Below are 12,821 nucleotides of genomic sequence, written 5' to 3'. Positions count from 1 at the left end.
TCTCCCTCAACGCGCCGCTACCGACAGGCCCTCATGGGCGGCCCGCGCGAGCTCGTAATTGTCAATCAGCTTAGCCACCGAGGCATGCATGGGCTCGATGAAGGTCGACGGATGCACGCCCATCCAGATCACCACCAGGATCAGCGGCACGAAGACCGCGACCTCGCGCATGTCCAGATCGAGAATGGTCTTCAGGTCTTCGCGGGTCAGGCGGCCGAAGATCACCCGGCGGTACAGGACCAGCATATAGGCGGCACCCAACACCAGACCGGTGGCGGCGAAGAAGGCCACCCAGGAATTCACCTGGAAGACGCCCAGCAGCACCAGGAACTCGCCGACGAAGCCGGAGGTGCCGGGCAGGCCGACCGAGGCCATGGTGAACAGCATGAACACGGCGGCATAGAGCGGCATGCGGGTCGCCAGACCGCCGTAGCGGTTGATCTCGCGGGTGTGCATGCGGTCATAGACCACGCCGACGCACAGGAACAGAGCACCCGACACCACGCCATGGGACAGCATCTGGTAGATGGCGCCCTCGACCCCCTGGGTGGTCATGGAGAAGATGCCGATGGTCACATAGCCCATATGGGCCACCGACGAATAGGCGATCAGCTTCTTCATATCGTCTTGCACCAGCGCCACCAGCGAGGTGTAGATCACCGCGACGATGGACAAGGTGTAGATCAGCGGCGTGAAGTAGACCGAGGCATCCGGCAGCATGGGCACCGAGAAGCGGATGAAGCCGTAGGCGCCCATCTTCAGCAGCACGCCCGCCAGGATCACCGAACCCGCCGTCGGCGCTTCCACGTGGGCGTCGGGCAGCCAGGTGTGCACCGGCCACATGGGAACCTTGACCGCGAAGGAGGCGAAGAAGGCCAGCCACAGCCACTGCTGCAGGGCGAAGGGGAAGGAATGGGCCATCAGCGACGGAATGTCGGTGGTGCCCGCCTCGAAATACATCACCAGCATGGCCAGCAGCATCAGCACCGAGCCGGCCAGGGTGTAGAGGAAGAACTTGAATGCGGCATAGACGCGCCGCGCCCCGCCCCACACGCCGATGATGATGAACATCGGGATCAGGACGGCTTCGAAGAAGATGTAGAACAGCACCAGATCGAGGGCGCAGAACATGCCCACCATCATGGTTTCCAGGATCAGGAAGGCGACCATGTATTCCTTCACCCGAACCTTGACGCCGCCGAAGGACGACAGGATGCAGATGGGGGTGAGGAAGGTGGACAGGATCACGAACCACATGGAGACGCCGTCCACGCCCATGGAATAGGCGATGGTGGTTCCGGGGAACCAGTTGGCGGTTTCCTTGAACTGGAAGTCGGGCGAGGCGCCGTTGAACTTCACCGCGATGAACAAGGAGACAATGAAGGTCGCCAGCGAGGTCAGCAGCGCCACGGCGCGGGCGTTCCTCGCCACCACCTCGGTCTCGCCGCGGATGGTGAGGATGAACAACGCGCCGAGCAGCGGCAGAAACGTCGTCAGCGAGAGAAGGGGCCAGTCGTTCATTTGACGTCTTCCTCGTCGTCAGCGCGCGTTGAAAACATACCAGGTGACGAAAGCCGCCACGCCGATCAGCATCGCGTAAGCATAGTGGTAGAGGTAGCCGCTTTGCAGACGGCCCACCTTCTTGGCGATGGCCACCGTGGCCGCCGCCACCCCGTCGGGCCCGACGCCGTCGATCAGCGCGCCGTCGCCGCCCTGCCACAGACCGCGGCCGAGCTTGAAGGCGGGCTTCACGAACACCATGTCGTAGAGCTCGTCGAAGTACCACTTGTTCAGCAGGAACTGATAGACACCCTGGAACGTGTTGGCCAGCGCCACCGGCAGACCGGGAGCGAAGGCGTAGAACAGATAGGCCAGCGCGATGCCCGACACCGCCACCACCGTGGGCAGCAAGGCCACCCAGCTCGGCACATGATGGGCGTTCTCCAAGGCCGGATGGGCCTCGGTGGTCAGGATCGCGTGACCCCAGAAGTCGTGGTTGTGATGGCCGACGAACAGGTCGTAGCCGAGCCAGCCCGCGAACAGGGCGCCCGTGGCCAGGAACAGCAGCGGCAGCAGCATCACGGCCGGGCTCTCATGCACATGGGCCATCACATGCTCGTCCGCGCGGGGACGGCCATGGAAGGTCAGCAGCAGCAGGCGCCAGGAGTAGAAGGCGGTCAGGAAGGCGGCGAGGCAGCCCAGCCAGTAAGCACCCTGACCGGCGATGGTATGCGAGCCCCAGGCGGCTTCCAGGATCGTGTCCTTGGAATAGTAGCCGGCGAAGAACGGGATACCGGCCAGGGCCAGCGAGCCGATCCACATCAGGGCCCAGGTCACCTTCACATGCTTCCAGATGCCGCCCATCCTGCGGATGTCCTGCTCGTCGCTCATGGCGTGGATCACCGATCCGGCGCCCAGGAACAGCAGGGCCTTGAAGAAAGCGTGGGTCATCAGGTGGAAGATGGCGGCCTGATAGGCCGACACGCCGATGGCGAAGAACATGTAGCCCAGCTGCGAGCAGGTGGAATAGGCGATCACCCGCTTGATGTCGTTCTGCACGCAGCCCACCGTCGCCGCGAAGATGGCGGTGGCGGCGCCGACAACCGTGACCACGGTCAGGGCGGTGTCGGAGAACTCGAACAGCGGGCTCATGCGCGCCACCATGAACACACCGGCCGTCACCATGGTGGCGGCGTGGATCAGGGCGGAGACCGGGGTCGGGCCTTCCATGGCGTCGGGCAGCCAGGTGTGCAGGCCCAGCTGGGCCGACTTGCCCATGGCGCCCACGAACAGCAGCAGGCAGCAGATGGTGATGGCATGCCACTCGACGCCGAAGAAATTCACCGTGGCGGCGGCCTTTTCGGGCGCGGCGGCGAAGATGGCGTCGAAGCCGACGCTGCCGAACATGAAGTAGACGCCGAAGATGCCCAGCGCGAAGCCGAAATCACCCACCCGGTTGACCACGAAGGCCTTGATGGCGGCAGAGCAGGCCGAGGGCTTCTCGTACCAGAAGCCGATCAGCAGATAGGAGGCGACGCCGACGCCTTCCCAGCCGAAGAACATCTGAACCAGATTATCGGCGGTCACCAGCATCAGCATGGCGAAGGTGAACAGCGACAGATAGGACTGGAAACGGGCGATGGAGGTGTCGTGGCTCATATAGCCGACCGAGTACACATGCACCGCCGCCGACACCCAGGTCACCACGATCAGCATCACGGCGGTCAGGGTATCGACCTTCAGGGCCCAGGACACGTTGATGGTGCCCGACGAAATCCACTCGGCGATGATCACCGTCTCGGGATGGCCGCCAAGCGCCACCTTCTGGAAGATCAGGCCCGCCAGCACGGCGGAGATCAGCAGCAGGCCGCAGGTGATGATCTGCGCCCCACGGTCGCCGATGAAGCGGCCGAACAGGCCAGCGACGGCGGCGCCCAGCAGCGGGAGGAATACGGTTGCAGTAATCATCCGCGTCTACCCCTTGAGCTGGCTGATTTCTTCCACCGCGATGGAACCGCGGTTACGGAAGAAGACGACGACGATGGCAAGGCCGATGGCGGCTTCGGCCGCCGCCACGGTCAGGATGAACATGGCGAACACCTGACCGACCAGATCGTTCAGATAGGACGAGAACGCCACGAAGTTGATATTGACCGCCAGCAGCATGAGCTCGATGGACATCATGATGACGATGACGTTCTTGCGGTTCAGGAAGATCCCCATCACGCCCAGCGTGAACAGGATCGCCGCCACCGAGAGATAGTGGGCGAGACCGATTTCGAACATCAGATGCCCCTCCCCGTCTGGACCTTGCGCAGTTCCACCGACTTGGACGACCGGTTGACCTGATCGGCGATCACCTGCTTGCGCACGCCGGTGCGCTTGCGGTGGGTCAGCAGGATGGTGCCGATCATGGCGACCAGCAGCACCAGCCCCGAGGCCTGGAACAGATAGACGTAATTGGTGTAGATGAGCTTGCCCAGCGCCACCGTGTTGCTGGCCTGATCCAGCGTCGGCGTCGGCGCCTTGATCAGCGCGTCGATATCGGGCGCGAAGGCCCAGCCGCCCAGCATGGCCAGCAGCTCGACCATCAAGACCACGCCGATCAGCGCCCCGGTGGGCAGGTATTGCAGGAAGCCCTCGCGGAACTCGACCAGATTGATGTCGAGCATCATCACCACGAACAGGAACAGCACCGCCACCGCGCCCACATAAACCACCACGAGGACCATGGCGAGGAATTCGGCGCCCAACAGCAAGAACAGACCCGCCGCGTTGAAGAAGGCGAGAATCAGCCAGAGCACCGAGTGGACCGGGTTCTTGGACGAGATGACCATCACCCCGCTGCCAACCGCGATACCCGCGAACATGTAGAAGATCAGAGCCGTGAACATGCCTTTTCCCCTGTCACCGGTACGGCGCGTCGGCGGCGATGCGGTAGGCCAGTTCGACCTCCCAGCGGTCGCCGTTGGCGAGCAACTTGGACTTGTTGTACATGAGCTCCGCCCTGGTTTCGGTGGCGTACTCGAAATTCGGACCCTCGACGATGGCGTCCACCGGGCAGGCCTCCTGGCACAGACCGCAGTAGATGCACTTGGTCATGTCGAGATCATAGCGGCGCGCCCGGCGCGAACCGTCGTCGCGGGGCTCGGGCTCGATGGTGATGGCCTGGGCCGGGCAAATGGCCTCGCACAGCTTGCAGGCGATGCAGCGCTCTTCGCCGTTGGCGTAGCGGCGCAGCGCATGCTCGCCACGGAAGCGCGGAGAGAGTGGCCCCTTCTCATAGGGGTAGTTGATGGTCACCGCCGGCTTGAAGAAGTAGCGCAGCGTCACCGCCAAGCCCTGGAACAGCTCGACCAGCAGAAACGCGCGGGCGGTACGGTCAAGGAACGACATGGTTTCTCTCCTCAACCCTTGTTCGGCAGCAGATCGAAAGCGGTCAGCACGCTTGCGGTCAGCACCAGCCAGAACAGCGAGAACGGCAGGAACACCTTCCACCCCAGGCGCATCAGCTGGTCGTAGCGATAGCGCGGGAAGGTGGCGCGAACCCACAGGAACACGAACATCACAAGGCAGATCTTCAACAGGAACCAGACGATGCCGGGAATGAAGGTCATGCCGAACGGAGCCAGCCAGCCGCCCAGGAACAGGATGGAGGTCATGGCCCCCATCAGCAGCATGTTGGCGTATTCACCCAGGAAGAACAGGGCGAAGGCCATGGACGAGTATTCCACGTTGTAGCCCGCCACCAGCTCGGCTTCCGCCTCGGGAAGGTCGAAGGGGGCGCGGTTGGTCTCGGCCAGACCGGAAATCAGGAACAGGAAGAACATGGGAAGATGCGGAATGATGAACCACATCTTGGTCTGGGCGGTGACGATGTCGCTGAGGTTCAGCGAGCCCACCGTCAACAGCACCGAAATCATGATGAAGCCGATGGAGACTTCGTAGGACACCATCTGCGCCGCCGAGCGGAGGCCGCCCAGGAAGGCGTATTTGGAGTTGGACGCCCAGCCCGACATGATGATGCCGTAAACGCCGAGCGACGAGATGGCGAAGATATAGAGCACGCCGACATTGATGTCGGACAGCACCCAGCCCTTGTCGAAGGGAATCACCGCCCAGGATACCAGGGCCAGGAAGAAGGTGACCATGGGGGCGCCGATGAACACCGCCGGATTGGCCGAGGTGGGCAGCACCAGTTCCTTGACGAACAGCTTCAGGCCGTCGGCCATGGGCTGCAGCAGGCCGAAGGGGCCGACCACATTTGGTCCCTTGCGCAGCTGCATGGCGCCGATCACCTTGCGCTCGGCATAGGTGAGATAGGCCACGGCGATCAGCAGCGGCAGAACGATGGCGACGATCTGAACGACAATAACGATCAGACGCCAGAGGAAGGGGGGCAGCAGCCCGGCGAGTGCGTCAACCATGGGTCCCCGTCCTCTTGTGCTTGTGGGTGCAACCACCGCCGAAGGCCTGCGTGCATTCCGCCATGGTCTTGGAAGCGCGGCTGATCGGGTCGGTCATGTAGAAATTGTCGATATTGGTCACCAGGGCGTCGTCGGACACCGATCCCTCGGCGCCGAACCCGGCGCCCCAGGCGGCCGGGGTCACCTCGCCCATGGCGGCGAAGACCGGGCTGGCCTTGACCAGACGCTCGCGCACGCCCTTCAACGAGTCATAGGCCAGCGGCTTGCCCAGCGCGTCGGACAGGGCGCGGACGATGCGCCAGTCCTCCTTGGCCTCGCCGGGCGGGAACACCGCCAGACGGGTCTGTTGGGCGCGGCCTTCCAGATTGACGTAGGTGGCGCTCTTTTCCGTATAGGCGGCACCGGGCAGGATCACGTCGGCGCGATGGGCACCGGCATCGCCATGGGTGCCCTGATAGACCACGAAGGCAGTGCCCAGCGCGCCCATCTCCACCTCGTCGGCCCCCAGCAGGAACACCGCCTGGATGTCGCCCTTGCCAGCCGCCGCCACGATGGCGTCGGTATCCTTGCCGCCATTGCCGGGCACGAAGCCCAGGTCGAGGCCGCCGACGCGGGCGGCCGCCGTGTGCAGCACGTTGAAGCCGTTCCAGCCGTCCTTCACCAGACCGGCGGCGTCGGCCAACTTGCGGGCGAGGCCGAGGATGACGGCGCCGTCAGCGCGGGTCAGGGCACCCTGGCCCAGGATGATGGCGGGCTTGGCGGCGTTCTTCAGGGTCTCGAAGAAGGGATGCTTGCCCTCGGCCAGATCCTTCAGAACGGCGGCGGTTTCGCCCAGATGCTCGTACTTGTAGGTCAGGTCGCCCTTGTGGCCGATGCGGGCGACCTTGAAACCGCCCTTCTGCCAGCGCTTGCGGATACGCGAATTGAGAACCGGGTTCTCCTTGCGCGGGTTGGACCCGATGATCAGCAGGGCGTCGGCCTGTTCGATACCGGCGGCCGTGCTGTTGAACAGATAGGAGGCGCGCACCGCCGGGTCCAGCTTGGCCCCGTCCTGGCGGCAATCCAGGCTGGCCGAACCCAGGGCGGCCAGCAGATCCTTGTAGGCGACCATGGCTTCGGCGTCGGCCTGATCGCCCGCGATGGCGGCGATCTTGGAGCCGTCCAGGCCCTTCAGCTTGGCGGCGATGGCAGCCAGGGCCTCAGGCCAGGTCACCGCCACCAGCTTGCCGTCCTTGCGCACATAGGGGCGGTCGAGACGCTGGCGCTTCAGGCCGTCCACCGAGAAACGCGACCGATCCGACAGCCATTCCTCGTTGACGTCCTCGTTGACGCGGGGCAGGACACGGATGACCTCGTTGCCGCGGGTGTCGACCCGGATGGAGGCGCAAAGCGCGTCCATGGCGTCGACGCTCTCGGTCTTCTTCAGTTCCCACGAGCGGTAGGTATAGGACGCCGGCTTGTTGGTCAGTGCGCCCACCGGGCACAAATCGATCAGGTTGCCCGACAGCTCGGACGACACCGCCGCGCCCACATAGCGGGTGATTTCCAGATGCTCGCCGCGACCGAGACCGCCCAGCACCGGGGTTCCGGCCACTTCCGAGATAAAGCGGACGCAGCGCGTGCACTGGATGCACCGGGTCATCATGGTCTGGACCAGCGGACCGTAATCCTTGTCCGGCACGGCGCGCTTGCCTTCCTGGCAGCGGCCCTTGTCGGCGCCATAGGCCATGGCCTGATCCTGCAGGTCGCACTCGCCGCCCTGGTCGCAGATGGGGCAATCCAGCGGGTGGTTGAGCAGGAGGAATTCCATCACGCCCTGGCGCGCCTTGCGCACCACCGGGGTATTGGTCTTCACCACCATGCCTTCGCCCACCGGCATGGCGCAGGACGCCACCGGCTTGGGCATCTTTTCCACTTCCACCAGGCACATGCGGCAATTGCCCGCGATGGCGAGACGCTCGTGGTAGCAGAAGCGGGGGATCTCGATACCGAGCAGATCGGCGGCCTGGATAATAGTGGCTCCGGCCTCGACCTCGATTTCCCTGCCGTCAATGGTCAGCTTGGGCATTGCCGTCTTCTCTCTTCTCAGGCCGCGCGGGTCTTGGCTAGGCGTTCCTTGATCCGCCGTTCCATCTCGGGACGGAAGGTGCGGATCAGGCCCTGGACCGGCCAGGCGGCCGCGTCGCCCAGGGCGCAGATGGTGTGGCCTTCGATCTGCCTGGAGATTTCCTCCAGCAGGTCGATTTCCGAAAGCTCGGCCTCGCCTTTGGCCATGCGGGCCATCATGCGGGCCATCCAGCCGGTGCCTTCACGGCACGGCGTGCACTGGCCGCAGCTTTCATGCCAATAGAACTTGGACAGCCGGGCGATGCCGCGCACCAGATCGGTGGACTTGTCCATGACGATCACGGCCGCCGTGCCGAGGCCCGAGCGCATGGCGCGCAGGGCGTCGAAGTCCATGGTGACTTCCTCGCACTGCTGCTTGTTCAGCATGGGCACCGAGGAGCCGCCGGGGATGATGGCCAGCAGGTTGTCCCAGCCGCCGCGAACGCCGCCCGCATGCTTCTCGATGAGATCCTTGAGCGGAATGCCCATTTCCTCTTCGACGTTGCAGGGCGTGTTGACGTGGCCGGAGATGCAGAAAACCTTGGTGCCGGTGTTGTTGGGCTTGCCCAGTCCGGCGAACCACGCGGCGCCGCGGCGCAGGATGGTCGGCGCCACCGCGATGGATTCCACGTTGTTGACGGTGGTGGGACAGCCGTAGAGGCCGACGCCCGCCGGGAACGGCGGCTTCAGGCGGGGCTGGCCCTTCTTGCCTTCCAGGCTTTCGATCAGCGCCGATTCCTCGCCGCAGATATAGGCCCCGGCACCGCGATGGACATAGACTTCGCAGTCCCAGCCCGAGCCGCAGGCGTTCTTGCCCAGCAGACCGGCGGCGCGCGCCTCGTCGATGGCATAATTCAGGTGCTCGGCCTCGCGGATGAATTCGCCGCGAATATAGATGTAAGCCGCATGAGCCCCGATAGCGAAGGAGGCGATCAGCGCCCCTTCGATCAGCTTATGGGGATCGAACCGCATCATCTCGCGGTCCTTGCAGGTGCCAGGCTCGCCCTCGTCGGCGTTGATCACCAGATAGTGCGGGCGCGGGCCTTCGGTCTTGGGCATGAAGGACCACTTGACGCCGGTGGGGAAACCGGCGCCGCCACGGCCGCGCAGACCGGAATTCTTCATCTCGTCGATGATCCAGTCGCGGCCCTTGGCCAAGATGTCCTTGGTGCCGTCCCAGTCGCCGCGCGCCTTGGCGCCAGCCAGACGCCAGTCGTGGAAGCCGTACAGATTGGTGAAGATCCTATCGGAGTCGCGCAGCATCAGGCCTTCCCCCCCTCGAACTTCAACTCGCTCAGGCTGGTGGGGCCACCGGCCGGGCACGAGAACTGGCGACCATTCTGCGGACCCGGCTTGGGGGTCTCGCCCCGCTTGAAGGCTTCCAGCACCGCCTTGGTGGTCTCGGCGGTCAGATCCTCGTAGTAGTCGTCGTTGATCTGCATCATGGGCGCGTTGACGCAGGCACCCAGGCATTCCACCTCGGACAGGGTGAACAGCCCGTCCTTGGTCATGTCGCCGAAGTCGACGCCCAGCGCCTCGCGGGCGGCGGCGACCACGTCGTCGGAGCCGCGCAGCATGCAGGGCAGATTGGTGCAGACCTGGACGTGGAACTTACCCACCGGCTTGCGATTGTACATGGTGTAGAAGGTGGCCACCTCCTCCACCCGGATCGGCGCCATGTCCAGCATGGCGGCGATGACCTCCATGGCGGCGCGCGAGACCCAGCCTTCCTGGCGCTGGGCCAGATCCAGCAGCGGCATCACCGCGCTCTGCTGGCGCCCGGCGGGATATTTGGCGACGAAGGCCTTGGCCTTTTCCGCGTATTCGGCCGTGAAGGCGAAGCTATCGGGTTCGTGATTCATGTCACTCATCGGTCGATCTCGCCGAAAACGATGTCGATGGAGCCGATATTGGCCACCACGTCCGCCAGCATGTGTCCCTTGGACATCATCTCGAGGGCTTGGAGGTGGACATATCCCGGCGGCCGGATCTTGCAGCGGTAGGGCTTGCCGGTGCCGTCGGAAATCAGATAGACGGCGAACTCGCCCTTGGGAGCCTCGATGGCGCAGTACACTTCGCCGGGGGGCACGTGGAAGCCCTCGGTGAACAGCTTGAAGTGATGGATCAGCGATTCCATGGAGCGCTTCATCTCGGCGCGCGGCGGCGGCGTGATCTTGTTGTCTTCCACCTTGACCGGACCGGCGGGCATCTTGGCGATGCACTGCTTCATGATCTTGACGGATTCGCGCATTTCCAGCACGCGGACCAGATAGCGATCATAGCCGTCGCCGTTCTTGCCCACCGGAACGTCGAATTCCATCTGGTCGTAGACCTCGTAGGGCTGCGCCTTGCGCAGATCCCAGGCGATGCCCGAAGCGCGCAGATTGGGACCGGTAAAGCCCCAGTCCAGCGCCTGCTCGGCCGAAACGGTGCCGATATCGACCACGCGCTGCTTGAAGATGCGGTTTTCGGTGGCCAGGGTCTCGATATCGTCGAGCACGGCCGGGAAGGTCTCGCACCACGCCGCGATGTCTTCGATGAGCCCCGCCGGCAGGTCGGCGGAGACGCCGCCCGGACGGTAGTAGTTGGCATGCAGACGGGCGCCACAGACGCGCTCGTAGAATTCCATCAGCTTCTCGCGCTCCTCGAATCCGTAGAGCAGCGGTGTCATGCCGCCCACGTCGAAGATGAACGCGGTGACGTTCAGCAGATGGTTCAGGATGCGGCCGATTTCGTCGTAGAGCGTGCGGATGTATTTGGCGCGGAGCGGAATGTCGATGCCCAGCAGCTTTTCCGTCGCGAGCACGAAGGCGTGCTCCTGGTTCATGGTGCCCACATAGTCCAGGCGGTCGAAATAGGGCGTCGCCTGAACGTAGGTCTTGTGCTCGATCAGCTTTTCGGTGCCGCGATGCAGCAGGCCCACATGGGGGTCGGCGCGGTCGATGACCTCGCCCGACATCTCCAGGATCAGGCGCAGCACGCCGTGCGCCGCCGGATGCTGGGGACCGAAATTGATGGTGTAGTTCTGGATCTGGGATTCGGCCATCTCAGCTCGCCTTCTCATCGCCGGGCAGCAACCCCGGACCTTCCCAGGGCGACAGGAAATCGAAGCTGCGGAAGTCCTGGGTCAGCTTCACCGGCTCGTAGACCACCCGCTTCTTCTCATCGTCGTAGCGCATTTCCACGTAACCGGTCAGCGGGAAGTCCTTGCGCAGCGGATGCCCCTCGAAACCGTAATCGGTCAGGATGCGGCGCAGATCGGGATGCCCCGAGAAGGTCACGCCGAACATGTCCCACACTTCGCGCTCGAACCAGCCCGCCGAGCTGAACACGCCGGTGACGGAGGGAACCTGGGTCTCCTCGTCGGCGGCGACCTTCACGCGGACCCGCTGGTTATGCTTCATGGACAGCAGGTGATAGACCACGTCGAAGCGGCTTTCGCGCCCCGGCCAATCCACCCCGCAGACATCCACCAGCTGCTTGAACAGGCAACCGGTATCGTCGCGGAGATAGGTCAACACCTTGACAACCCCATTGGTGCGAACCTCCAAGGTCAGCTCGCCGCAGCGATTGACCTCGGTCCTCAGCACGTCCTGGGGCAGAGCTGCGGCGATATAGTCGCCTAGATCCTTCAGCGCTTGCGTCATGTTTGGGCCGTCCCTCGTTCAGGCGCTATCGGAGAATGGAGCCGGTGCGGCGAATCTTCTTCTGTAGCTGCAAGATGCCGTACATCAGCGCCTCGGCGCTGGGCGGGCAGCCCGGCACATAGATGTCCACCGGCACGATGCGGTCGCAACCGCGCACCACCGAATAGGAATAGTGATAATAGCCGCCGCCATTGGCGCACGACCCCATGGAGATCACCCAGCGCGGCTCGGCCATCTGGTCATAGACGCGGCGCAGCGCCGGAGCCATCTTGTTGGTCAGGGTTCCCGCCACGATCATCAGATCGGACTGGCGCGGGCTGGGGCGGAAGACGACGCCGAAGCGATCCATGTCATAGCGCGCGCAGCCGGCATGCATCATTTCCACGGCGCAGCAGGCCAGACCGAAAGTCATGGGCCACAAGCTTCCGGTGCGCGCCCAGTTGACCACCGAGTCGACGCTGGCCAGCACGAAGCCCTTGTCGGAAATCTCGGTGGTGACGGCCTTGAGCAACGCGTCTTGCGCCGCGCCAGGAGGCAGCGGCGCCGCGTGATCGGCGGTGATGATACCGCTGGAGGACGGGTTCACTCCCATTCCAAGGCTCCCTTTCGCCATTCGTAGATGAAGCCGATGGTCAGCACGCCCAGGAACACCATCATGGACCAGAAGCCGAACATGCCCAGCTTGCCCAGCGTCACCGCCCAGGGGAACAGGAACGCGACTTCCAGATCGAAGATGATGAACAAGATGGCGACGAGGTAGAAGCGAACCTCGAATTTGGAACGGGCGTCGCCGAATGCGTCGAAGCCGCATTCATAGGCCGACGCCTTTTCGGTATCGGGCTTTTGCCGCGCCACGACCCATGAGGCCCCGATGCAGATCGCCGCGATGACAATGGCGATGCCGAGGAAAATCAGGATCGGCAGATATTCGAGCAGCCAAGCGTCCATCGTTCCTGCCCTAGCTCAAGAGATAACACGACCGGAGACCGTCACCGACTTCCGTCACGTCGCATATTCCGCATCAGTCGGGCCTTGCGCAAGGCAATTGGGAGCAAGCCCGGAAGTGTCAGCTGGAAAAGCGACGAATCGCGAAGGTCGATAGGGAGGCCCCCTCCTTGCCACAAACCAAATCACCGCGGAC

Annotated in this window: 13 protein-coding genes; all 13 read right to left on the bottom strand. The window is 63.9% G+C overall.

Annotated elements, in window-relative coordinates:
• Positions 1 to 6 precede the first annotated feature (6 nt).
• The 13 genes from CU669_RS14035 to CU669_RS13975 are packed head-to-tail and all read right to left on the bottom strand — an operon-like array spanning position 7 to position 12,628.
• Positions 7 to 1,521 (bottom strand): NADH-quinone oxidoreductase subunit M, encoded by a 1,515-nt coding sequence (locus CU669_RS14035; RefSeq protein ID WP_112145764.1) that lies wholly within the window; start codon positions 1,519 to 1,521, stop codon positions 7 to 9.
• An 18-nt stretch (positions 1,522 to 1,539) separates the two neighbouring features.
• Entirely contained in the window at positions 1,540 to 3,468 is a 1,929-nt protein-coding gene (nuoL, locus tag CU669_RS14030; RefSeq protein WP_112145762.1) for an NADH-quinone oxidoreductase subunit L, read from the bottom strand.
• Between the two features lie 6 nt (positions 3,469 to 3,474).
• Positions 3,475 to 3,786: an NADH-quinone oxidoreductase subunit NuoK gene (gene nuoK, locus CU669_RS14025; RefSeq protein ID WP_112145760.1), complete on the bottom strand. Its 312-nt coding sequence runs from the start codon at positions 3,784 to 3,786 to the stop codon at positions 3,475 to 3,477.
• Positions 3,786 to 4,394: an NADH-quinone oxidoreductase subunit J gene (locus CU669_RS14020; protein WP_112145758.1), complete on the bottom strand. Its 609-nt coding sequence runs from the start codon at positions 4,392 to 4,394 to the stop codon at positions 3,786 to 3,788. Before CU669_RS14020 ends, nuoK begins: the two co-directional genes overlap by 1 nt.
• 13 nt (positions 4,395 to 4,407) lie before the next feature.
• Positions 4,408 to 4,896: an NADH-quinone oxidoreductase subunit NuoI gene (gene nuoI / locus CU669_RS14015; RefSeq protein WP_112145756.1), complete on the bottom strand. Its 489-nt coding sequence runs from the start codon at positions 4,894 to 4,896 to the stop codon at positions 4,408 to 4,410.
• Between the two features lie 11 nt (positions 4,897 to 4,907).
• Complete coding sequence (gene nuoH, locus CU669_RS14010) at positions 4,908 to 5,927, bottom strand: NADH-quinone oxidoreductase subunit NuoH (RefSeq protein WP_112145754.1); 1,020 nt, start codon at positions 5,925 to 5,927, stop codon at positions 4,908 to 4,910.
• On the bottom strand, positions 5,920 to 7,995 hold the full coding sequence (gene nuoG, locus CU669_RS14005; protein ID WP_112145752.1) for an NADH-quinone oxidoreductase subunit NuoG: 2,076 nt from the start codon (positions 7,993 to 7,995) through the stop codon (positions 5,920 to 5,922). The genes nuoH and nuoG overlap by 8 nt, the downstream gene beginning before the upstream one ends.
• 17 nt (positions 7,996 to 8,012) lie before the next feature.
• Positions 8,013 to 9,296: an NADH-quinone oxidoreductase subunit NuoF gene (gene nuoF, locus CU669_RS14000; protein WP_112145750.1), complete on the bottom strand. Its 1,284-nt coding sequence runs from the start codon at positions 9,294 to 9,296 to the stop codon at positions 8,013 to 8,015.
• Positions 9,296 to 9,904, bottom strand: coding sequence for an NADH-quinone oxidoreductase subunit NuoE (gene nuoE / locus CU669_RS13995; RefSeq protein ID WP_112145748.1), 609 nt, complete (start codon positions 9,902 to 9,904; stop codon positions 9,296 to 9,298). The genes nuoF and nuoE overlap by 1 nt, the downstream gene beginning before the upstream one ends.
• Positions 9,901 to 11,079 carry an NADH-quinone oxidoreductase subunit D gene (locus CU669_RS13990; RefSeq protein ID WP_112145746.1) on the bottom strand — a complete coding sequence of 393 codons (1,179 nt, stop codon included), beginning with the start codon at positions 11,077 to 11,079 and terminating at the stop codon, positions 9,901 to 9,903. The genes nuoE and CU669_RS13990 overlap by 4 nt, the downstream gene beginning before the upstream one ends.
• 1 nt (position 11,080) lies before the next feature.
• Positions 11,081 to 11,680: an NADH-quinone oxidoreductase subunit C gene (locus CU669_RS13985; protein ID WP_112145744.1), complete on the bottom strand. Its 600-nt coding sequence runs from the start codon at positions 11,678 to 11,680 to the stop codon at positions 11,081 to 11,083.
• A gap of 25 nt (positions 11,681 to 11,705) precedes the next feature.
• Positions 11,706 to 12,272, bottom strand: coding sequence for a NuoB/complex I 20 kDa subunit family protein (locus CU669_RS13980; RefSeq protein ID WP_112145742.1), 567 nt, complete (start codon positions 12,270 to 12,272; stop codon positions 11,706 to 11,708).
• Positions 12,263 to 12,628, bottom strand: coding sequence for an NADH-quinone oxidoreductase subunit A (locus tag CU669_RS13975; protein WP_112145740.1), 366 nt, complete (start codon positions 12,626 to 12,628; stop codon positions 12,263 to 12,265). The genes CU669_RS13980 and CU669_RS13975 overlap by 10 nt, the downstream gene beginning before the upstream one ends.
• Between the last annotated feature and the right edge of the window lie 193 nt (positions 12,629 to 12,821).

Origin of the sequence: Paramagnetospirillum kuznetsovii, assembly GCF_003284725.1 — a bacterium.
Taxonomy (GTDB): domain Bacteria; phylum Pseudomonadota; class Alphaproteobacteria; order Rhodospirillales; family Magnetospirillaceae; genus Phaeospirillum; species Phaeospirillum kuznetsovii.
Note: the sequence above shows the minus strand (reverse complement) of the source record. Positions and strands in the feature narration are given on the sequence as shown.

What these genes read in the sequence shown, in the direction of transcription:
- nuoK (WP_112145760.1), bottom strand. Translation starts at nt 3,786, where the DNA reads ATGTTCGAAATCGGTCTCGCCCACTATCTCTCGGTGGCGGCGATCCTG.
- CU669_RS13980 (WP_112145742.1), bottom strand. Translation starts at nt 12,272, where the DNA reads ATGGGAGTGAACCCGTCCTCCAGCGGTATCATCACCGCCGATCACGCG.
- nuoE (WP_112145748.1), bottom strand. Translation starts at nt 9,904, where the DNA reads ATGAGTGACATGAATCACGAACCCGATAGCTTCGCCTTCACGGCCGAA.
- nuoI (WP_112145756.1), bottom strand. Translation starts at nt 4,896, where the DNA reads ATGTCGTTCCTTGACCGTACCGCCCGCGCGTTTCTGCTGGTCGAGCTG.
- nuoL (WP_112145762.1), bottom strand. Translation starts at nt 3,468, where the DNA reads ATGATTACTGCAACCGTATTCCTCCCGCTGCTGGGCGCCGCCGTCGCT.
- CU669_RS13985 (WP_112145744.1), bottom strand. Translation starts at nt 11,680, where the DNA reads ATGACGCAAGCGCTGAAGGATCTAGGCGACTATATCGCCGCAGCTCTG.
- CU669_RS13975 (WP_112145740.1), bottom strand. Translation starts at nt 12,628, where the DNA reads ATGGACGCTTGGCTGCTCGAATATCTGCCGATCCTGATTTTCCTCGGC.
- nuoF (WP_112145750.1), bottom strand. Translation starts at nt 9,296, where the DNA reads ATGCTGCGCGACTCCGATAGGATCTTCACCAATCTGTACGGCTTCCAC.
- CU669_RS14020 (WP_112145758.1), bottom strand. Translation starts at nt 4,394, where the DNA reads ATGTTCACGGCTCTGATCTTCTACATGTTCGCGGGTATCGCGGTTGGC.
- CU669_RS14035 (WP_112145764.1), bottom strand. Translation starts at nt 1,521, where the DNA reads ATGAACGACTGGCCCCTTCTCTCGCTGACGACGTTTCTGCCGCTGCTC.
- nuoG (WP_112145752.1), bottom strand. Translation starts at nt 7,995, where the DNA reads ATGCCCAAGCTGACCATTGACGGCAGGGAAATCGAGGTCGAGGCCGGA.
- CU669_RS13990 (WP_112145746.1), bottom strand. Translation starts at nt 11,079, where the DNA reads ATGGCCGAATCCCAGATCCAGAACTACACCATCAATTTCGGTCCCCAG.
- nuoH (WP_112145754.1), bottom strand. Translation starts at nt 5,927, where the DNA reads ATGGTTGACGCACTCGCCGGGCTGCTGCCCCCCTTCCTCTGGCGTCTG.